Source organism: Methanoregula sp. UBA64 (genome assembly GCF_002502735.1).
Taxonomy (GTDB): domain Archaea; phylum Halobacteriota; class Methanomicrobia; order Methanomicrobiales; family Methanospirillaceae; genus Methanoregula.
Genome location: NZ_DAQC01000006.1, coordinates 195,180 through 214,292, shown reverse-complemented (window position 1 = coordinate 214,292; position 19,113 = coordinate 195,180). Strand labels below are relative to the sequence as shown.

Below are 19,113 nucleotides of genomic sequence, written 5' to 3'. Positions count from 1 at the left end.
ATGAGGGATAATTTATTTTAATATTATTAATAGGATTTCGATCTAAAAGTCAGATATCTTTTTGTTTTTCGGAGTAGCGTTTGAGACTATTTTAATCATCTCACCAATGCCTTTTGCTTTGAGAAATCTAAATCGGTTATTAATTAAATTTCCAACGACCAATCGATATTTTTCCCCGGCAATTACTACAATTAGGTCATATTTTAAGAGATCTTGCATAAGTTTCATTTCAACTTCGGGCCGAATTTTTTCCACATCACAAATAGTATTCAACCGTTGATCATAGGTTGTAAGATTAAAATCGGGGGGGATTAACCCATGTTTTGCAGAAATAATACGATAATCGAACCGCATTGCTTCAGCATAAGCTCTGACTTTTTTAAAGAGAGTGCCTTGATAAAGCTCCTCTGCCTTCACGCCACCATTTGATGCGGCGAGGCAATTTAGTTTGTTTTTCGAACAACCAGTTATAATTAAAACGTTTTTTTTATCCCTTAAAAAGTCAAGATTAGATCGTTCGAGGGAGGGGAGAAGTTTTGCGATTTCTTTTTTTCTGCATTCTTCCCATTTTGACATATCCTCCAAAATTTTCCCGAATGTGTACACATTATGAAAACCTCGCCGACGATTGCGATTGTTCCCACGGAATATCGCGACATCAATCCCTATATCTTTACATATTGGGCATGGGCATTTTTTCCAAGGACGAGCCTTCAAAGTTCGTTCGTAATATTGTAAAATTACAGGGTCCTCATGAATTTGTTCAACAAATTTTTTCAATTCAACCATTGTTTCTTTAAGAGATAGATTACGATGGTCATATCTTCTTAAAACATCGAGACAGTTACGCGATAAGATTTCATATTCTTCTGGTGTGATGATCTTTAATTCTTCTTTTGTAAGTTTTGAGGGAATACGAATTGCAGAATAACCCGTCAATGATTGATCAATATAGTTAAATTCCGTATGTGCTGAAGTGAGCCAGGCTTTTCGAAGATAAGAGGCAGAATCAAATGATGTAGGGATGCTCATATCCTCAAGTTCTTGAAATTTTGGAAATAGGAAATATCGAGATACTCCAAAAAAATGGAAGAACTCTGGTTTTTTGTTTGTATTTTTGATGTTTTCTATCAATGCGTTGATCAATTGAATGATAAAAGGCGTCTGTGCGCGTACTAAACCACCAAACGCAAAGTGCCTAATTCCCTTCCGATAGAACTTATCAAACATTGAAATATAATCACTTATTTCGGCACCCTGTACCGCTGCAATCAATTGAAAATTTTCTTTGTATTTCTTTTTCCATTCTGAATAAGCCTCAATACCATTCTTATAAGTGACATCAATTCTCTGTTGATTTTGGTCAGCATACATCGGTACAACAAGGTGATCAATACTTACACCGTAATTAAAGCCTAAATCAGAATATAGTTTTAAGACATCAGGCGTTTTGTAAGGGGGTGTTTCTTGATCAATATACGAAAATGCGCCACAGTCTGCAAGAATTGGGAAATCATGAGATAGTCCTAAGAAATTGTGGATCCCTTTATCACGAATAGATTGATATTTTTTCGTATTTTGTAGAAGGGTTACAATAGAGACAAGTACTCCATCAAACGGGAGATTCTCTCTACCGAAGATATCCCACATATAGGAATCATTTTCCATGGGACTCGCAGTATGTAATGCCGAATGGGTATCTGTTAAAAAATTATAACCGGGGTCTACCCGGTCGTCCCATTCGGGAATGAAGAAGCGCATTGGTTAACATTGGTATTAAAGGATAAAATTTGTTTTTATATCATTTATTAAGTGGGATTATGGATATCTTAAATCTGGTGGGCCATGAGGACAATCCCACCTCATGTCACAAGTATCGCAGGTATCACGATCAGGATGACTTTGGGGGGGGTCCCAGCAGTCAACTTGTTTGCAGTTTTCAATTTGTTGAACAACACTTTCAAATTCAGTCATCGCATGATGTATTTGATCAAGTTCAGCTTCATTTGTAAAATCTACAACATATGTCGCTTGATTGCGCAACATCAATATTTGCTCGGGGGAATGAGGAGTTTCAGTAGCATCCATAAGATCATTTAAGAAATACAGGATTCCCTTTTTAGGGTAATACCCTGTCCTTTCACGATATAATTGTGCATACACCAATAATTGAAATTGGTAATTTCTTAATTTCCGTTGATTCTGGGGAGTATTCTCTTGATATAAGGGATTCTTTGAAGCCTTATAATCTAATATTTCAACTGCTTCATAACCCTCTGGGATAATTTCTTCAGATATATCCTTAAGAATATCAACAACACCCTTCAAAATGAACGTCCCACGTTGACTTTGAAACGCACACTCCGTATCTTTTATTTTCGGATAAAGTCGTAATCCTTCATATTGATTGAATCTCTTCAATATTTCTAGAGCACGATTTTCATTTTCTTTATTATATGCTCTAATCCCTCGTGCTCTTAAACTTGAATTAATTTGAGTGAAATACCGAGAGATGTCCTCATTTGAAGGTAATTGATTCACCAAGAGGGGATTTAAAAGGCCTTTGTATTGTAAATGCAACTTATCAAGGACTTGATGAATAATTGTACCGAACCAGAATTGAACATTATGTTCCGACTTATAACCCCTATATGTGAAAAAACCATATTGCCGAGGGCAAACCTGGAAAGATAGGATATCTGATGTTACACTATACGAGGGTAAAACAATTGGAGACTCCCTTTGGGAGATGTTAAGATTGTTAAAATCGGACCATGACATGACAATACCCCTACATTTTCTGAACTAATCGTTTGAACTCCGATTTATTACAACCAATTATACCTCGTCTTTGATTTTTAATATGTGAGGCCAATACTAAATGAATTAATGTCCACTTGGCGCGAGAGAAGGCAACATAATAAAACCTTATAAGATCCTGAGCACTTCGTTGTTGAGCAGTATTGCGAATAATTGGTCTCGATAATCTAAATGGCAAAAAATCATCTTCCAACCGAATTTCTTCTTTAGTAGGATCTTCGTCTTCATTTAATCCATAGACAAATACAAAATCAAATTCTAAGCCTTTTGCTTGATGGACGGTCATTATTGGTAGCATATTAGGAGGAGAGATTAACTCTTCATCTTCAGGATCGTTCATCCCTGTATATATCAAACGGCCAATAAATGTGTTATAAAAATCACTCAACCAAGTATAGCTTATTCCGGCACCCACAGTTCTACTTGTTCGCAATTGACCACGGTTTGTCCCAGGATTTTCAATATAAGGGATAGAGGAATATTGTTCAAATAACGAAGATAATTTGCCAAGTCTATATGTTCTCTCAACATCATCTTTCCAATGAGTGAACGGTTCACGAGAGATAATGCGATAAAAAATATCTCCCATGGAAACATTTATCCATGTATTTACTGGAAATGCCAGGATATTTTGCCTTGATCTTTGAACATACGTTTTCAAATTATCCGAATTTTGCATATTGGTATATGCATTAACCCATCGAAGGACCATATTGCGAATATTTAATTTAACCTGACTTCCACCGGATACACCATTTATTCCCCTTAAATTTGGATCAACAAGTTGTATAAATGCCCCAAGGGCAACCATAATTTCTTCATGTTCCAAAAATTTTCGTGAACGAGGATTATATGGCCGAATGTTGACCTGCCTTAATGCATTAGAGAAAGGAGCTGCATTATGGGCGGTCTCCTTTACAGATTTCATTAATAAGACACACTGATTTTCATTTTGAATAATATCATTGTCCAATAAATAACGAATACCGTGTGCAAAATTTTGAGCAAGAGATGCGATATTTTTCCCTTCGATATACGCAACGGATGGATAATTTCCAGTTATTGAACTACCATGCTGTAATTGAGGTTTGTTGGCGACACGAGCACCGGGGACACGCATTTCGCCAAAGGAGCGAATATATGCATCGCAATAATCTACAATTTTTTCATGCGAGCGATAATTAATACTGAGATATCTGGGGGTACTCGAGATTTGCCATTGTTGCTGACATACTTGATCGAATGTAATCATACATTCCACACTTGCTCCCCTAAATCGGTAAAGAGACTGATCGTCATCACCAACAACACACAGATTGTGTGACTGACGAGTTAGTTCAAAATATATCCCTTCTTGGATAGGATTTGTATCTTGATATTCATCGACCATGACAAAACGAATACCTGGATGAATTTGACTATTTAACTCATCACCATTTATGAAACGATGGCCGTAATCGGAACGTAAGAATTCTAAAAATATACTCTGGATAACCGCAAAATCACATCTACTATTTTGCAACAAGAGATTTCGATAATCGTTATAGGCTTCGTATAATAAGCCCCACGCACCACCCTCGCTTTGCAATCTAGTTACATCAATTAGGTCTTCGGTTATTCTATTAAAAAGTAATATTGCCGCTCTAGTTCGTTGCCATCTATTTGGGGAATATTGTCGATTTGTCCAACCAGTGTATCCACTAATGGGATCATAGCCAGCAAACAGATAATCAAACTGATTGAAAACTGGCATAAAATGATTATCTAAATTTCTTACCAATGCGGAATGCTTAAAAATAAATAAAAATTGTTCAAGATCATCCATCAATCTAAAATTTTGATAGTTTGGATATCGATATTCTTGCATAATATCTGCACATAGACTGTGAAGGGTCCCAATGCGAAGATTATAGATGTTGATAGTTTCTTGTAGTTGAGGGTGTCTTAAAAAAATAAAATTTGATAAATAGAGAATTCTATCTTGGAGGTTCTTTGCAGCCTTTTCAGTGAATGTTGTGATTATAATTGCTTTCGGATTAACATTATCAACAAAAATTAGTTTCAGGGTTCGTAATACTAAAGTTTCAGTTTTTCCGGAGCCCGGACCTGCAATTACTTGGAGAGGACCAGAATCATGAGTTATAACACCCCCCTGTTCCGTTAGTGTTTGAGTTCCCGTTGCATCAATTTGAATGAGTGAGTATCTCAATTGAGGCTCTAATATGTCTCTGAATTCTTGAAAATTCATATTATCGATCCGATAATTGTACTTGATATCATACATGACAAAGATAAACTTATGGAAAGATCATTCCCCCCTAATGGCATAGTGGAATTTAAATCTCCATTTAAAATCGGAAAAACATAGCTCGAAAAATTAACTTGAGATTATTGAGTCTAAAACATCCTGATCAATATATTGTTTATTAAACTCTACTGAAAAATCCAATGCTTGACTACATAATGAGATGACTCTTCTAGTATTCCCTTGAGAGTGCATGAAAATACACTCAATTGATTCTTCAGTAAAGGGAGTAAATGTGTTATTTCGTTTTCTTCGTTTATTATTAAGGTAAGAAATCAGAAGCATTCGGATCTTTTCCTGATCAAGAGGTTTCAAATTTGCCTCTTTTCCAATTCGTTCCGAGAAAGCATGGTATTCGGCAACAATATTTTGCCAAACTTCCGGCGCACAGGCAATGATAAGTGACAACCCTTCGCCGTTGAGATCGATAATATGACGGAGGGAATTGAGTAATTTTTGTTTTTTCATCGGAGGGAGCGATTCGATATACTCAAACTCATCAATGAGAAGAACGAGCGATGCATAACCGAGTTCTTTGAGGATATATTTCAGAGCACTAAATGCCCGTATCGAGTTTGTATCATTGATATTTTTTCCAAGGCTGAGTTCCTGGCGTTTGCTGTATTCCACCCCTTCTCCGCACAACCATTCCCAGGAATATACGGAATTTTCTTCATACGATAATGCAATGAAGGCTCTCGTGTAATCGACATATTTAATCCCGTCATTCAATTTCTGAATGGCCGTTGGTACAATATCCGATAAGAGAACAGCTCCTTTCTCGATCTCTTTCCATCCTTGACCTTTCCGGACTTTTTCTTCAATCAGACCATCTTTTGACATCTGAAATGCAACGAGACCGAGATATTTGTGAGAGAGATGTTTGACAAAGGAATACCCCAGATCATACATGAATTTCGTATAAATATCGATGAAATTTTCACCGGGTTGAGATACATATCCCACACAAATCGGAGTTTGAGATCTTTCAGAAAATTGATCGCGAAGATGCGTTTTGATAAATTTCAGAGTATGGCTTTTTCCATTGCCATAGGATCCAGTTACGATGATATGATTGGATTGAGCAGAAAGAACCGTCGATGACAACACGGAATTTATTTTTTCAAGCACATCATCCTGCCCGATATACACGCTTGGATGTTCATCGGGAACTCCCGAAAATGGGAACGGGTTTCCTTCAAGGCCATACTTCGAATAATCCTTCTTTTTTAGAGTCAGAGTGTAATCAGTCAATAAGTTCACCACCGTGATAGGCAACGTAATAATAGGATTTCGGGCCAATTTTCAGGCCGTTAAGAAAATGATTTGAGGATAATTTCATCGTCATTTTGTCAGGCAATTCGACGAACTGAACATTTTTTACTTTATTTGCGGAGCGTTTGGCATGAGTCGTCACTGGAGCCCCTGCAAGTTCGATCTTCCCGATATTTTTCATGCAGAGCCGAATAAAATGCATATCAAAGGTATCGCGAGAAATTCGCAATTTTTGACATACATGCTCACGAACTTTGGGGATCTCCACATATCGCTGACGAAGAGAAAGTCCGGTCTTGATGTTTAAGGATTGATAGACCTCAAGAAATTTTGGAATAAATGGGGACACTAGAGGGCTTGTTGTGAAATATTGATTACTGAAAATATTCCGCTGAATGGATCCTAGACGTTCACCCCAATCACATAAAACGTCCCGAGAGGCTTGATTGAAGGGAATTGACGAGGTTTGTAATATAGTTAATATTTCTTCAGGAGTTGATGGATTTGAGTCCTTGAGAATAGTAAAAAACGTTTGATAAAACGAATAGTCCATCATCATCTCATGGATACCGGCCCAATTATTTGACCGGATTAAGGCTAAAAATTGGGAACATTTCGTAGTTCTCGTATATCTATCGTCCTCTTTTTTCAGCAGGCCCATATTCACAACTTCTTCGGCAATCTCTTTGCCACGATCTTCAGAGGATTTCAGAACGACCGCCAGCTCTTGCCGGGAAAATGAGGAAACCTTTTCAGCAAAATATGCAGTTTCGGCAACACGACTGAGGGTTACGGGACGCATGGTTTGTCTCATACGAAACCTCCTGTTTTTGCTTTTGCATACTTGTACGCAATCTTAATCTGGGGACGGTTTGCAAACCGATTGTCAAGATAATCCTCTAAGTCCTGATCGAGAATATGCACCTTCAGTTTGCGAAGTTCATGAGCAATCATCCATAAATTGTGCATACCGATGAGACGCCGTTGGGATCGAATCTGTTCAAAGGTATTTTTACTGCAAACCGGACAAATACAGGGTAGATAGGGAGTCTGGGGCATTTCTCGAAATTGTCGGGATCCATGATCTGGCGTGAAATACACGCGTTGCGATCCCGCAGACAGAAACGATGAGGAATCAAAGGAATCTACGCCAAGATAGGTTAAGAGAGAAATTACTAACGGCCCACCAAGACCAAATACGTGTAACGGTTTTTCCCCGGCTCGTTTTCTGAGATTAATAATGAGATCGATGAGTTGACGATAGTTTGATCGTTTGAAGATCAAACCACCAACGGCGTAGCCGTCGAAATTCCCTTTCCTTTTTAGATAGTCAATCATGTTTGTCATGACTTTGAGATCATTTCCATGAATTACTGCATACAGCAACATATCCTCCCGCTCTCGATATTTTAGAGCAGTAATTGCATTCTGCACAGTAGCTTTCACATTTTCTGCGTGGGTTGTGGCAGAGATATTGTCGTTAGCAAGAACGGGCATATCGAGAGTGGCCGCTATATCGGCTCCAATCCCTTCTTGAACGCGTAATATCTCCACCGGATCGAGTTTGAGATTGTTGAGACGATTTTGTAAACCTCCACTGTCTGCAAATACTATACCTGGAAAATGGAATTGCTCTTGGAACCCATTTTTAAGAATACGATGGAATCTTTCGGATTTTTGAATTCCGTGAGCATTGACGAGCATTGTCTTAAGTTCGGGAATTTCATTCCAATACTTAGGACACGAGCCAGAACCACGGGTGTTTAGATGAAAAACCGGAAAAAATACCGGGGTTTCTAATGTCCCATGGGGAGTTTCAATACATTTTTGCGTTTGCAACATGGTAAAAAGTCTAACAAATAATTAGACTAATTAATAATTAGACTACTTATAATTATAAGTATCTATCAAATAAACTCTGCTCTGGAAAAGCATGGCAGAATTTATTCAAAAATATCTCTTGGAAGCTCTCTCGAAGATATTTTCAGAATATCAATATGAGGAGTTTACTTTTCCAAATGCGATCAAACTACTTGAACATGATAAAAATTACACTAGCGCAATTTTAGGAAAACTCGGAAAGGCGGGATATTTAGCTAAACGTCCTGATCCTTCAGATGGAAGAAAAAAATTTTATAAAATAAACAAAGTGAAATTTGAAGATATTATGAAAGATATGGGGAAAAAATTGAGGGAGTAAGGATCATTGGACAGGCCATAAGCCCACGCGGCGTCTTGAGCGTCCGTGCCCCGTCGCCTCACCGGGTTTCCTTCACCCACTCCTCCGTCCCCGTCACCCGGCCAAACCGCATCTGCTGCGTGACGAGGATCGCCCGGTGCAGCTCCTCGGCCGTCACCGACTCGGGCAGCGTTTGAGACCGCGAGCGTGCCCGTGGCATCCGAGAGGAAGTTTACTGAATAGCCGAGATGCACAGCCTGGCGTGCGGATACGCACGGACGCTTCAAAAGGGGCTTATCGCCCGGGTCACCGGGCAAATTCAACATTATCGATGTCCTCAAATTCACGATCCCCCGTGAGGAACGGGATTTTTTGCCGGCAGGAAACAGCATAGCCGACACAATCGATCGTGGAGAGCTTTTTGCCGGTACGAGTTGTTTTTCTTCTCATGGCCGCACCCTCGCAATAATCTTCATCCGTGGTTGGCACAAGGGCAACCATCTTTCGAACACGGGCCATCACCTGCCGGGTTTTTTCCGGGTAGTCCCGGCATACGGCAAATGCAACTTCGCAGATGTTGAACTCTGTTGTTACCAGGTGCCCGGCCATATAGGGGAAGTAACGTTCGTTTCCTTTCAGGATTTCAATAATGGCGTATGAATCTGCAAAAAAAGAGGCCATTGTTAATCGCGCATTTCGTCACGGAATTCCTGGGTATCGATCTTCCAGTCTGGGAGCAGCCCGAAGATCCCTTTTGGGGAGGCCTTGCTTTTGGCCCGGGTTTTCTTTGCTGATCCCGCAGAAACCTGCACGACAGCGGAGCTATGGATGACAGATGTCATGAACTGGTACCTGGTGAGTATGTAGATTTTCCATAAGAAATAAGTTTCTTTGCACCGTGGAGATTCCCGGGGGTATCTCCGGAAAAGATCCGCGAGAAAAAAATAAAACGGCAAAAACCGGGCCTCTTTACCCCGGCTCTTTCATTTCTCCTTCACCCACTCCTCCGTCCCCATCACTCTCGCAAACCGCATCTGGCTTGCGTCACGAGGATCGCCCGGTGCAGTTCCTCGGCCGTCACCGACTCGGGCAGCGTTTGAGACCGCGAGCGTGCCCGTGGCATCCGAGAGGAAGTTGAAGGCATAGCCCCGGTGCACGGCCTGGCGTGCGGTCATATCGCTGGCGACATCCGGGTCAAATAGCCCGCGATCGTGACGGTCGTGATGCCGTTCTCTGCAAGCCACGCCCCGGGATTTGTGCCGGTGAAACTCCCGGGACATGAGCCCGATCAAACATTTTCTTACCAGCGATGATTTGATCATTGATCAGTTCACAACTCTGTGTAACGGAGAGTATTTTGTCGGAAAACGAGATCACTTCCCGGGAGATTATCGAGATCCATGCAGATATTCTGCGGGATTTTGGCGGAACACCCGGCATACGCGACACCGGGACGCTGGATTACGTAATCTACCAGGTAAACCGAAGCAAAAAACTCTTGAGAAAATCCGCGATCATCCTCCACGGGATAGCAACCGGGCACCCCTTCGTTGACGGGAATAAACGAACTGCGTTTGTTGCCGCTGATAACCTGGTACGGGATCAGGGATACCTGATCAGCGCAACGGATGACGAAGTCGTCGCGTTCATGCTGGAAGTGGCAGAATACAAACACACAATGGAATCTGTCGAAACGTGGTTAAAAGAAAAGACGGGATTATAACCGGCTCAGCTGCTCAAGCGCCCTGTGGTACTTATGCTTGGTCTCATCCAGATTCTTTTTCCGGGTGGGCGTCAGTACCTCTTTTTCCTGTCGGCACTCTTTTGGATCTTTGACCACAGCGGTCATGGTATTATATCAGTATACCGGTGAGGCTAAAATAATTACGGTAAGGTTACACCAAATCACAATATCGGAAACCTCCTCGTCGCGGCGCTTTACCCGACAGGAATGTCAGCCTTCATATCAAAAATATCCCTGAAGAAAGAGAACCCGATCCGGCTTCAACCGTCAGGAAATACCTGACAGTTCAGACCGGGGGGGCACAAAAAGGTAAAACGGACGATCAAGTACTATAATCCCGGCATGATCCCCGCCATCGGGTACCGCGTCCGGTCCCACCGGGGCTCCCGGTTCCACCGGTGGGCAGCCATCCGGCCGTATGCAATAAAAAGATCTCGGAAAAAAAAAGTTTTAGCACGGCACGGCAGGGCCGGGCACATACCGCCGGACATCCACCAGTGCGCCGCTTTTTACCATGCGCCCGGCCATCTCCATGATCTCATGGGCGACCTTCTCGTCAACATAATCCTCGCCGCAGTTGGTGCAGATCCGGGCCGGGACTTCCTTGACCACCAGCGTCATCCCGTCACGCTCGAACGTCACCGTTGTCGTCCCTTCCCGGGTTGTCCCGTGCCGGCAGATTGCGCACTTCATGATTTCCTCCTGGTATAATCTTCTGACCAGACCGCCGGGTCCGGTTCGTATGCTGTGATCACAATTGCTTCACGATCTACATTATTGTATGCCATAACCGCATGGAGAGGCCGGTGGTTTACCATGCCGGATACAAGACAGCTGGCATAGGGCTGATCGTCCGGGTAATCCTCTATTATGGTACCACACTTCAGCAATTCCACAACTTCACCATCAGATATCTGCCGCAAAAACATCTGTCGGAGTGCATGAATGCGGAAGATGAGCCGGACATGTTCCGGGAACATTTTTGCCGCAGGTTTTTTTTCCATGCTTTTTTGCCCCCATTCATCATTGCCGGTAACAGAACATTTGCGTTGTGGTTTTCTTATGCAGAGAAAAATCCGGTAAGGGGCAGCAGACGAACCAGATCAGGCCGGACTATGGATCGTTTTAGCCATTTTTATTTCTCCTTCACCCACTCCTCCGTCCCCATCACTCTCGCAAACCGCATTTGCTGCGTCACGAGGATCGCCCGGTGCAGCTCCTCGGCCGTGACCGACCCGGCAGCGTTTGAGACCGCGAGCGTACCCGTGGCATCGGAGAGGAAGTTGACGGCATAGCCGAGGTGCACGGCCTGGCGTGCGGTCGTGTCGCAGCACATCTGGGTCATGTAGCCCGAGATCGTGACGGTCGTGATGCCGTTTTCTGCAAGCCACGCCCCGAGGTCCGTGCCGGTAAAACTCCCGGGCAGGGCCTTGTCGATCACGATATCCGCGTGCCGCTTCTTTACCTCGTCGTGGAGCTCCCAGCCGTGCGAACCTTTCCGGAACGCTGGCGCACCCGGGTCCGGGCTCGTGTGCCGGATCACTGCCACCGGGATCCCGGACGCGTGCGCATGGTCCATGGCCCGGGTAATATTTGCAAGGCTCCCCTCCGGGTACGTTACCGGCAGCGCCCCGGTGAAATACTCGTTCTGCACATCGATGACAAGTAACGCCTGCTTCATACATCCTCCCTGAAAAATATCACCGGATCAGTCCCCCAAACGGAATCGACAACCAAATCGACAACTGAATCGACAACCAGATTCACACCATCACATATCGGGTCGCCCGTCCTTTCCCCTCCGGACGGATCAGGTTCTGTCCCACCATCGCACGAAGTTCCTTGCCGGCAGCCTGCCGGGAAATGCCATACCGGCGCATCAGGTCCCCGCTTTTCACCGAACCGTTCGCGTGGATGAACTCGACAATCTTCATCTGTCGCCCCGACAGCGCCACCTGGCCCCCTTTTACCTTCCGGTGCTCATCGGACGAGAGTAACAATACCCGTTCCTTCACGCGCCCGAGCGAGACCTCCACACCGGAAAGGAAATATTCCAGCCACACCGTGCAGTCCGGGTACGCCAGGTTCTCCTCTTTGAGGATACGGTAATACGCAGGTCGGTCGCTGTCGTAGAAATCATCCAGCGTAAAGAACCGCTTAATATCAAACTCCCGCATTGCAAGGACAAGCGTAGCAAGAGCCCGGGCAGTCCTCCCGTTCCCGTCCACAAACGGGTGGATCCGCACCAGCTCGTAATGCGCAATCCCGGCAGCAATCACCGGGTGCATCCCGTGCGCCGCTTCTGAATTAAGCCAGTCAAGAAGGGCAGTCACCTGCGGGACAACTTCTTTTACCGGTGGCGGAGAGTACACGACCTCGCGGGTAATCCGGTTTCCCACCACCACTTTTACCGTGCGGAACGCTCCTTCCGCTGCCGGGGAATCAAGTGTCTCCCGCGTAATATCCCGGTGAATAGAAAGAAGATGCTCCCGGGTAACCGCGCCCTCCTGCTGGTACCGGTCGATGTGCTCCAGCACAAAAAGGTAATTGAGCACCTCAGCTTTTGCCCGCCGGGCCGCCATCACCTCGCGGCCCTGTGCGAGCCGGCTCACCTCAGCAAGCGAGAGCGGGTTTCCCTCGATTGCCGTAGATGCATGGGCTGCAAGGACCAGCTGCTCCCGGCGGATCGAGACTTCCCATTTCGGGACAAGGCGGGCATGGAGGATCACTTCGCGGGCCGCTGCTATCGCTGCAAGCCGGCTCACCATCGCGTGGGTGTACGTAAAAACCGGCGAAAAGTTCCGGGAATTCTCCATGAGCATACCTGTATATCACTGATATATCCTTTTGTCCTTCTTGGTTATTGCGGTCGCTGTGTGGGAGCGCGGGAATCATCATCAGCGGGAAAAAAAGATCTAAAAAATGTGTTGGCACGGTACGGCAGATCCCGGTACATACCACCGGGCATCAACCTGCGCATCGATCTTTATCCTAAAAAAATTAAAGAAAACGGCCGGTTTTTTAAAGAACAACCGGCTTATTTCCGGGCCGGCTCCTGAGGGGCCTTTGCTCCGGCCACTGCCATGGGGCGGTCCTTTTTGTACCCGGTCTTATGCGATTCATGGACTAACGATTTCACGCCTTTTCCGGCCGGTGATGAGACTTTTGGCGCCGCGGACGAGTGCGCACCCGTGGCGGACCCCGGGGTTGCGGGAGAGGTTTTCGGGATTGAATTATTGGTTGTTTTTGTATCGTGGGTTGGTGTAGTTGTCAAAATTGTTCAGCTCCTTTCATGATTTTTTGAAACCGGATATGAGAATTTTTTTTAGATTTTAAGGCAAGATTGTCAAAAAAACCCTGAATTTTGTGTTATTTCATACCAGTCACGGGGAATACAACGGCTCGTGACTATAGAGTCCTTCCTGTAGGTACAATAATCCCGTCGGGGAAAACGTCCGTACAGGCGCAGGGCTGGCAGGAATCAGGATTAAGGTAAAAAAGGCATATCCCTTCCGGTCCGGAGCCGCCACACCAGACCCGGGAAGGGGAGAAAACGGGCGGTTATGTACGCTTCTTCGCGTTCATCCGGCGGGTGATGTAGCCGGCGATCCGGTTTCTCACGCGCTTACTGGGGATGCTTGCCGAAACGGACAGCTGCTTCTTGTTCTCATCGAAGTTTTTCGTAAAGTACTCCCGCTGCTTGGCAAGAAGCGTTGTACCGAGATTCTTGATATAGGACGGTTTGATTCCCATGATAACCCACTCCGGGTAGTTGTTCTCTTAAAAGGCGGCAGAAGGGGATAAGGGTATGGGTATCGTCCCCGGGCAGCAGCCTGCATTATTTAATAAAGCCTGCCGGGGCCCGTACCCCCGCACGCACCGGACCGGGCGGGAGGGCCCTGCCCGTCCATAACCTTATGCTGTAACGCACGTCATTAGAGTAGAAGATGGCCGGTAAAAGTTTTGAATCCCTGAAAATCGAGAACATCGTTGCATCCGGTGCCATCGCAGAGTCCATCGATCTTGCCGCACTGGCAGAGAACCTGGAAAACTGCGAACTCAACAAGAAACGGTTCCCCGGCGCGGTCTACCGTATCAAGAACCCGAAAATTGCAGCCCTGATCTTCTCTTCGGGCAAGATCGTGATGACCGGGATCCGTTCTCCCGAAGGGCTCACCGAAGGGCTCAAGGTCATTGTCAACGCCATGAACAGCGCGGGTTTTCCAACGCTCAAAGAGCCGCAGGTCGTTATCACGAACATGGTCTGCTCCTACGATCTTGCCCGGTACATCAACCTCAACAAGGTCGTTGTCACGCTCAACCTGGAGAACACCGAGTACGAGCCCGAACAGTTCCCGGGCCTCGTGTTCCGGATAAAAGACCCGAAGATCGTTGTCCTGATCTTCTCTTCGGGAAAACTCATTCTTACCGGGGGGAAAAATCTCGAAGACATCCAGAAGGGACTCGATATCCTCACGCAGAAACTCGAAAGTATCATGTAAAATTTCCACCCAGGCAATCCCTTTTTTCTGCACCGTATTCGGGCGCGAAATAATAAAAAAACAAATTTGCTGAAGAACCGGCTACCCCGTACTATATGTGGCGGGCCGCACCTGTAGGTATACAGGCAGATCGTGTTGCCGCCGGATATTCCCGGGTGTTTTTCGATTTGAACCTGTTTTAAAAAAAGGAGACCATCATCACACCTGTGGAACTATCTGGCAGTGATGCCGGCGAGAACCGCCTTGCAGCACTGGAAACGAGTGTCGGAGGGGTTGGCATGCTGGTGAAAAAATTCACCGCGGACCTTCTGGACCTCAAGGGAGATTACCGGGAAATGTCCCGGGAACATACAGAACACCCGGTCCTGGAACACGGGTCCATTGAGTGCGCTGCTCCTGACGTGACCGCGCCGCAGGAACGGGACTGTACGGCTGTTCCGGCAGGCCAGCCCCGCGCCGTGGAACCCGTACCCCCGGCACCGGATGCGCCGGTCATGGTCATGATCATGCAGACCGACGGGACCATGAAGCCGGAGGTCCGGCGCGGGAACAAAAGCTGCCTCTCTGCCCCGGTCGGCTATGGCGTCTCGGGCGGCAGCAGCAGGAAAGGACTGCCAATCAGGCCCGGGCAGAGCCGGCTTACCTGACCTAAAAAAACATGCCCGGCAGGTGTGCCGGGATTTTTTTATCATACCCGGGCAACGAGCCGGGCAGGAAAAATTTTTCGCGGAACAAAAAAGGTGGCAGTCCGGGACGGCCCCGGGCTCCCACCCCTCCAAAACCCTTATCTCTCACGTTTCGGAATACTTCCTCTGGAGGAACAATTTCCATGGTAAAACTTACCGCTGAAATAAAAGAGTCTCTTGCCGCAACAAAGCTCGTGTACCTTTCCACCGCTTCAAAAGCGGGCGTCCCAAACGCTGTACCCATCGGCGCATTCAAGCTGCTCGATGACGGGACCATGCTCATCTCGGACCAGTTCTTCAACAAGACGCTCGCGAACCTAAAAGAGAACCCGCACGCCGGGATCACCTGGTGGGGCGAGAAGGGCGGCTTCCAGATCAAGGGAACCACCACCATCCATACCGGTGACGAGATCTTCAGGGAGGACGCGGCCTGGATAAAAGAGCTCAAGCCAAACCTTGTCGCAAAGTCCGCGATCGTCCTTGCGATCACCGACGTCTTCCAGGTTAAGCCCGGGCCGGGCGCGGGCTCGAAGATCCTCTAATCTCTTTTTTTACCCGGTACCCTTTCGCTCCCGAAAAAAACGCACGGGACTTTTTTTTCATTTCGATACTGCAACCGGTTTTTTTAATAAGAAAAACAGAGGCTGGCGGAGCGACCCCGCCAGTTCTGTTTCATGCCGGTGTAGTTTGTGGAGTTACTACGCGGGTCTTTGAATTTTCCATCGGAGAGCCGGTGACTTTGGAGGTCGCAACCGGGTTTCCGGGTGCACAGTTCCAGCCTTTGTTGCTACCCAGACAGAGGATGGTGCTGCCTGCATCGTCTCCCACGGTTGTGGCCGGCGTTGAATATACAACGGTCGTTCCCTGTGCCGGTGATGTGGATCCGGCGTAAAGATTTCCGCCGTTTTCTACTGCCATTGCCGGGGCCGTAAAGGCCAGGAGGGCGACAAGGAGGAAGGCGAAGACCGCAATACCGCGGGCAAGGGCCGGTCCATTCCCGATCTCCCATCCCATCATTCTGGTTATGGAGTGGGTCATGTTTCTCACTGTTGTCCTATCCCTTGTGGGATGATCCCCCTGTTTCATGGCCCTTGTTATATATTTGGGGAAAATAGAAAAAAAGACGGGCGGATTTTCCAGATCCCGACAAACCAGGATGAGTCCCAGGGCACCGCCTTTTTTTGCCGCACACCCGACCCTCATCCCATCGGTTGCAGCGGGCGTTGTCTTTGCAGCGTACGGCTCTGCTCCCGGAAAACGGCCGCTCGCGGACCGGCACCGGGGACACCCGGGCCGGGTCCGTAACACGGTCACTGCGGCCGGCGGGAAAAGCCTTCGAAAAAGAGTGCGAGGCCCGTGATGCAGCGTTCTACCTCGCCAAGGTCCACGCTCTCGTTTGTCCCGTGGATCCGGGAACAGGCCGTGTCTTCTGCGCCGATGAGGACAAAGCCGGCCTCTGGCGCTGCCGCGTGCAGCAGCGCAAGGAGCGGGATCGAGCCGCCGCTTCCCTTCTCCCGCACCGGGCAATGAAACGCTGCCGCAAGTGCTGCTTTTGCCGCAGCGGTTGCCGGGTGGCCGGCCGGGCAGACAAACCCGGCAGACCGGCCGGTCTCTGTCACCTCGACCTTTGCGCCCCAGGGTGCGGCGGACCGCAGGTGGGCCATGAGGAGGGAGAGTTCGCGGGCCGGGTCGGCGTCGGGGGCGATCCGGAGGCTGACCTTTGCCCGGGCCCGGGGGATGAGGATGTTTGCCGAGCCGGCAACGGAGGCCGCATCGATCCCGATCACGGAGACCGACGGCTCCGACCAGAGCCGGGCGCCAAGCGGCCCGGTGCCGGTCAGCGCTGTGCCCGGGAGAATCCCGGCCCCTTCGCGGTACAGGGCCTCGGGGTATTCCGATTCAGGCTGGGCAGAGACCGCAAGGCCCCGGACCGCCACCCGGCCTGACGGGTCGTGCAGGGTAGAGAGGATCGCAATAAGCGCCACGAGCGCATCCGGCGCTGCGCCGCCAAACATCCCCGAGTGGACCGGGTGGTCGAGCGTGGAGACATCGACCGTGCAGGAGACGACTCCCCGCAGCGTGGTGGTGAGCGCCGGCTGCCGGACGGCAAGGTTGCCGTTGTCGAGGATCACGAATGCATCGCAGGAAAAGATGCCCGGGTGCGCTGCCACGTACGCGTCGAGGTGGCTCTCGGTCTCCTCCTCGCCTTCGATCACCACCTTTACGCCCACCGGGGGATGGCCGGAGAAGAGGGATAGTGCCGCAGCGATAATCAGGATCCCCGACTTGTCGTCCGCAGTCCCGCGGCCAAAGAGCCGGCTGTCCTTTTCCACCGGCACGAACGGATCGGTTGCCCAGCCGTCCTCCGGCTTTGCCGGCTGGACATCGTAATGGGCATAGAGCAGCACGGTCGGGGCGCCGGGCGGGGCGGGGATCTCCGCGTATACCGCCGGGTACCCGCCCGGGATCTCCATGAACCGGGCGGAGGAGAGGCCGTATTTTTTCAAAAGTGCAAGCGTCCTCTCCGCAGCCGCACGGACGGGAGCCTCCGGGTGGCCGGGAAGCGAGACCGAGGCGCAGCGGACAAGATCGGCAAGGTCCCGGGTAACCTCCGGCATGAGGGCCTGCGCCCGTGCCGCCATCCCGCCGGTCAGATCGTCATTCGCGCCTGCCACTGCCCCCGCTCCTGTATTAGTATACTCTAGGTTGCCCGGCCGTCCACTTATGCATATGGAAAAACTGCCCGAGACCAAAAAAACAGAGGGGTATTACGGCCCGCCCGGCCCCGGGGGACGCGGCCGGCTTTTGATCTCCTCTTCGATCCGGTCGAGCCGGGCCAGGATCTCGGCATCGCGGCCGGGGCCCGGGGCCGGTTCTGCCGGAGGATCGCCCGAAGGCTCGGTGTCCTCTGGCGGCGCGAGCAGCTTGTTGGCGATATACCCGGCAAGGGTGCCAAAGAGCCCGACGCCGGTTGTCATCACGAGCACGCCCACGATCCGGCCGGCATTGGTTACCGGGTACCGGTCGCCGTAGCCCACGGTCGTGATCGTGACGTACACCCACCACATTGCATCCGAAGCCGTGAGGATATTCGCGTTCGGGGCCGAGCGCTCGGCCATGAGCACGAGTACAGAGCCGCTCTCGATAACGAGCATCACGCAGAAGAGCACGATATAGAGCATGCTCTCGGCCCGGTGTTTCTTGAGCTGGTTCCAGATGTTCTGTGCCCCGTACTTGCTCATGAGCCGGTAGGCCTTGAGGATCCGGAAGATCCTCAGGATACGCAGGGAGGGGATGCTCGCGAGGAGGTCGGCCCATCCCCAGTCAGCAAAGAAGTAATGCTTCTTTGAATCCGCCGAAAACAGGCGGAAGATAAAATCGGCGATGAAGATGACGGTCAGAAAGAAGTTGATGACAAGGATTACATTGACCGCATCCGGGTCCAGGCCCGGGATGTACACCAGCCCGAGGTTTATGACCGAAAGGATCGAGACCCCGATGATGAAGATCTCGTAGCCGGGATCTTTTAAGTCCCTGAAGTCAAGCTTCCCGACAGGCAGCGCATGCGTTGAGGCTTCCGGCATATTCTCCCCGGTACGTGC

At 48.4% G+C, this 19,113-nt stretch carries 24 protein-coding genes and 1 pseudogene; 6 read left to right on the top strand and 19 right to left on the bottom strand.

The features are described 5' to 3' along the window. Positions 1–42: 42 nt before the first annotated feature. From dpdA to BP758_RS09470, 6 genes are all read right to left on the bottom strand, one after another. Entirely contained in the window at positions 43–1,761 is a 1,719-nt protein-coding gene (gene dpdA / locus BP758_RS09495; RefSeq protein ID WP_292370635.1) for a tRNA-guanine transglycosylase DpdA, read from the bottom strand. Between the two features lie 57 nt (positions 1,762–1,818). Beyond that, positions 1,819–2,781, bottom strand: a complete 963-nt coding sequence (locus BP758_RS09490) for a PD-(D/E)XK nuclease family protein (RefSeq protein ID WP_292370634.1) — start codon at positions 2,779–2,781, stop codon at positions 1,819–1,821. Between the two features lie 10 nt (positions 2,782–2,791). Further along, positions 2,792–5,068 (bottom strand): DEAD/DEAH box helicase, encoded by a 2,277-nt coding sequence (locus BP758_RS09485; RefSeq protein ID WP_292370633.1) that lies wholly within the window; start codon positions 5,066–5,068, stop codon positions 2,792–2,794. Between the two features lie 129 nt (positions 5,069–5,197). Further along, positions 5,198–6,379, bottom strand: coding sequence for a BREX system ATP-binding domain-containing protein (locus BP758_RS09480; RefSeq protein WP_292370632.1), 1,182 nt, complete (start codon positions 6,377–6,379; stop codon positions 5,198–5,200). Continuing rightward, positions 6,372–7,214 (bottom strand): hypothetical protein, encoded by an 843-nt coding sequence (locus BP758_RS09475; RefSeq protein WP_292370631.1) that lies wholly within the window; start codon positions 7,212–7,214, stop codon positions 6,372–6,374. The genes BP758_RS09480 and BP758_RS09475 overlap by 8 nt, the downstream gene beginning before the upstream one ends. Further along, entirely contained in the window at positions 7,211–8,242 is a 1,032-nt protein-coding gene (locus tag BP758_RS09470; protein WP_292370630.1) for a tRNA-guanine transglycosylase, read from the bottom strand. The genes BP758_RS09475 and BP758_RS09470 overlap by 4 nt, the downstream gene beginning before the upstream one ends. Positions 8,243–8,333: 91 nt before the next feature. On the opposite strand from BP758_RS09470, the gene BP758_RS09465 reads away from it, so the two are divergent. Beyond that, a complete protein-coding gene (locus BP758_RS09465) occupies positions 8,334–8,600 on the top strand; it encodes a MarR family transcriptional regulator (RefSeq protein ID WP_292370629.1) in 267 nt (88 codons plus the stop codon). A 285-nt stretch (positions 8,601–8,885) separates the two neighbouring features. On the opposite strand, the gene BP758_RS09460 is transcribed toward BP758_RS09465, so the two are convergent. The 3 genes from BP758_RS09460 to BP758_RS09450 form a co-directional block, all read right to left on the bottom strand. Beyond that, a complete protein-coding gene (locus tag BP758_RS09460) occupies positions 8,886–9,260 on the bottom strand; it encodes a PIN domain-containing protein (RefSeq protein ID WP_292370628.1) in 375 nt (124 codons plus the stop codon). A gap of 2 nt (positions 9,261–9,262) precedes the next feature. Next, positions 9,263–9,421 carry a hypothetical protein gene (locus BP758_RS09455; protein ID WP_292370627.1) on the bottom strand — a complete coding sequence of 53 codons (159 nt, stop codon included), beginning with the start codon at positions 9,419–9,421 and terminating at the stop codon, positions 9,263–9,265. A gap of 141 nt (positions 9,422–9,562) precedes the next feature. Then, positions 9,563–9,754 carry a hypothetical protein gene (locus BP758_RS09450; RefSeq protein WP_292370626.1) on the bottom strand — a complete coding sequence of 64 codons (192 nt, stop codon included), beginning with the start codon at positions 9,752–9,754 and terminating at the stop codon, positions 9,563–9,565. Positions 9,755–9,936: 182 nt separating this feature from the next. Here BP758_RS09450 and BP758_RS09445 point away from each other — a divergent pair, with 182 nt between their 5' ends. Continuing rightward, positions 9,937–10,302 (top strand): type II toxin-antitoxin system death-on-curing family toxin, encoded by a 366-nt coding sequence (locus BP758_RS09445; RefSeq protein ID WP_292370625.1) that lies wholly within the window; start codon positions 9,937–9,939, stop codon positions 10,300–10,302. On the opposite strand, the gene BP758_RS09440 is transcribed toward BP758_RS09445, so the two are convergent. Continuing rightward, on the bottom strand, positions 10,297–10,428 hold the full coding sequence (locus tag BP758_RS09440) for a hypothetical protein (RefSeq protein WP_292370624.1): 132 nt from the start codon (positions 10,426–10,428) through the stop codon (positions 10,297–10,299). The genes BP758_RS09445 and BP758_RS09440 overlap by 6 nt on opposite strands. A 201-nt stretch (positions 10,429–10,629) precedes the next feature. On the opposite strand from BP758_RS09440, the pseudogene BP758_RS12350 reads away from it, so the two are divergent. Then, a pseudogene (locus BP758_RS12350) lies at positions 10,630–10,725 on the top strand (cell filamentation protein Fic); the annotation flags it as partial. 48 nt (positions 10,726–10,773) lie between these two features. Here the strand turns inward: BP758_RS12350 and BP758_RS09435 are convergent. From BP758_RS09435 to BP758_RS09410, 6 genes are all read right to left on the bottom strand, one after another. Continuing rightward, positions 10,774–11,016, bottom strand: coding sequence for a type II toxin-antitoxin system MqsA family antitoxin (locus BP758_RS09435; protein ID WP_292370623.1), 243 nt, complete (start codon positions 11,014–11,016; stop codon positions 10,774–10,776). Further along, positions 11,013–11,327, bottom strand: coding sequence for a DUF4258 domain-containing protein (locus BP758_RS09430; protein ID WP_292370622.1), 315 nt, complete (start codon positions 11,325–11,327; stop codon positions 11,013–11,015). The genes BP758_RS09435 and BP758_RS09430 overlap by 4 nt, the downstream gene beginning before the upstream one ends. A gap of 131 nt (positions 11,328–11,458) precedes the next feature. Further along, the gene (locus BP758_RS09425) at positions 11,459–12,004 is read right to left on the bottom strand and encodes a cysteine hydrolase family protein (RefSeq protein ID WP_292370621.1); all 546 of its coding nucleotides are present in this window, start codon (positions 12,002–12,004) and stop codon (positions 11,459–11,461) included. Between the two features lie 82 nt (positions 12,005–12,086). Next, positions 12,087–13,139, bottom strand: a complete 1,053-nt coding sequence (locus BP758_RS09420) for a Fic family protein (RefSeq protein ID WP_292370620.1) — start codon at positions 13,137–13,139, stop codon at positions 12,087–12,089. Positions 13,140–13,360: 221 nt separating this feature from the next. After that, entirely contained in the window at positions 13,361–13,597 is a 237-nt protein-coding gene (locus tag BP758_RS09415; RefSeq protein WP_292370619.1) for a hypothetical protein, read from the bottom strand. A 287-nt stretch (positions 13,598–13,884) separates the two neighbouring features. Next, positions 13,885–14,076 carry a 30S ribosomal protein S17e gene (locus BP758_RS09410; RefSeq protein WP_292370618.1) on the bottom strand — a complete coding sequence of 64 codons (192 nt, stop codon included), beginning with the start codon at positions 14,074–14,076 and terminating at the stop codon, positions 13,885–13,887. Between the two features lie 194 nt (positions 14,077–14,270). On the opposite strand from BP758_RS09410, the gene BP758_RS09405 reads away from it, so the two are divergent. From BP758_RS09405 to BP758_RS09395, 3 genes are all read left to right on the top strand, one after another. Next, positions 14,271–14,825 (top strand): TATA-box-binding protein, encoded by a 555-nt coding sequence (locus tag BP758_RS09405; protein WP_292370617.1) that lies wholly within the window; start codon positions 14,271–14,273, stop codon positions 14,823–14,825. Between the two features lie 206 nt (positions 14,826–15,031). Further along, the gene (locus BP758_RS09400) at positions 15,032–15,472 is read left to right on the top strand and encodes a hypothetical protein (RefSeq protein ID WP_292370616.1); all 441 of its coding nucleotides are present in this window, start codon (positions 15,032–15,034) and stop codon (positions 15,470–15,472) included. 182 nt (positions 15,473–15,654) lie between these two features. Beyond that, positions 15,655–16,053, top strand: a complete 399-nt coding sequence (locus tag BP758_RS09395; protein ID WP_292370615.1) for a pyridoxamine 5'-phosphate oxidase family protein — start codon at positions 15,655–15,657, stop codon at positions 16,051–16,053. 130 nt (positions 16,054–16,183) lie between these two features. Here the strand turns inward: BP758_RS09395 and BP758_RS09390 are convergent, their stop codons facing one another. From BP758_RS09390 to BP758_RS09380, 3 genes are all read right to left on the bottom strand, one after another. Next, positions 16,184–16,549, bottom strand: a complete 366-nt coding sequence (locus BP758_RS09390; RefSeq protein ID WP_292370614.1) for a hypothetical protein — start codon at positions 16,547–16,549, stop codon at positions 16,184–16,186. 272 nt (positions 16,550–16,821) lie between these two features. Beyond that, positions 16,822–18,186: a M20/M25/M40 family metallo-hydrolase gene (locus BP758_RS09385; RefSeq protein WP_292370613.1), complete on the bottom strand. Its 1,365-nt coding sequence runs from the start codon at positions 18,184–18,186 to the stop codon at positions 16,822–16,824. Positions 18,187–18,279: 93 nt separating this feature from the next. Further along, positions 18,280–19,095, bottom strand: a complete 816-nt coding sequence (locus tag BP758_RS09380) for an ion transporter (RefSeq protein ID WP_292370612.1) — start codon at positions 19,093–19,095, stop codon at positions 18,280–18,282. Positions 19,096–19,113 lie beyond the last annotated feature (18 nt).

Bases quoted from the DNA above. Each gene is read 5' to 3' on its own strand.
- dpdA (WP_292370635.1), bottom strand. From the start codon at position 1,761: ATGCGCTTCTTCATTCCCGAATGGGACGACCGGGTAGACCCCGGTTAT.
- BP758_RS09490 (WP_292370634.1), bottom strand. From the start codon at position 2,781: ATGTCATGGTCCGATTTTAACAATCTTAACATCTCCCAAAGGGAGTCT.
- BP758_RS09485 (WP_292370633.1), bottom strand. From the start codon at position 5,068: ATGAATTTTCAAGAATTCAGAGACATATTAGAGCCTCAATTGAGATAC.
- BP758_RS09475 (WP_292370631.1), bottom strand. From the start codon at position 7,214: ATGAGACAAACCATGCGTCCCGTAACCCTCAGTCGTGTTGCCGAAACT.
- BP758_RS09470 (WP_292370630.1), bottom strand. From the start codon at position 8,242: ATGTTGCAAACGCAAAAATGTATTGAAACTCCCCATGGGACATTAGAA.
- BP758_RS09465 (WP_292370629.1), top strand. From the start codon at position 8,334: ATGGCAGAATTTATTCAAAAATATCTCTTGGAAGCTCTCTCGAAGATA.
- BP758_RS09460 (WP_292370628.1), bottom strand. From the start codon at position 9,260: ATGGCCTCTTTTTTTGCAGATTCATACGCCATTATTGAAATCCTGAAA.
- BP758_RS09455 (WP_292370627.1), bottom strand. From the start codon at position 9,421: ATGACATCTGTCATCCATAGCTCCGCTGTCGTGCAGGTTTCTGCGGGA.
- BP758_RS09450 (WP_292370626.1), bottom strand. From the start codon at position 9,754: ATGACCGCACGCCAGGCCGTGCACCGGGGCTATGCCTTCAACTTCCTC.
- BP758_RS09440 (WP_292370624.1), bottom strand. From the start codon at position 10,428: ATGACCGCTGTGGTCAAAGATCCAAAAGAGTGCCGACAGGAAAAAGAG.
- BP758_RS09435 (WP_292370623.1), bottom strand. From the start codon at position 11,016: ATGAAGTGCGCAATCTGCCGGCACGGGACAACCCGGGAAGGGACGACA.
- BP758_RS09430 (WP_292370622.1), bottom strand. From the start codon at position 11,327: ATGGAAAAAAAACCTGCGGCAAAAATGTTCCCGGAACATGTCCGGCTC.
- BP758_RS09425 (WP_292370621.1), bottom strand. From the start codon at position 12,004: ATGAAGCAGGCGTTACTTGTCATCGATGTGCAGAACGAGTATTTCACC.
- BP758_RS09420 (WP_292370620.1), bottom strand. From the start codon at position 13,139: ATGGAGAATTCCCGGAACTTTTCGCCGGTTTTTACGTACACCCACGCG.
- BP758_RS09410 (WP_292370618.1), bottom strand. From the start codon at position 14,076: ATGGGAATCAAACCGTCCTATATCAAGAATCTCGGTACAACGCTTCTT.
- BP758_RS09405 (WP_292370617.1), top strand. From the start codon at position 14,271: ATGGCCGGTAAAAGTTTTGAATCCCTGAAAATCGAGAACATCGTTGCA.
- BP758_RS09395 (WP_292370615.1), top strand. From the start codon at position 15,655: ATGGTAAAACTTACCGCTGAAATAAAAGAGTCTCTTGCCGCAACAAAG.
- BP758_RS09390 (WP_292370614.1), bottom strand. From the start codon at position 16,549: ATGACCCACTCCATAACCAGAATGATGGGATGGGAGATCGGGAATGGA.
- BP758_RS09380 (WP_292370612.1), bottom strand. From the start codon at position 19,095: ATGCCGGAAGCCTCAACGCATGCGCTGCCTGTCGGGAAGCTTGACTTC.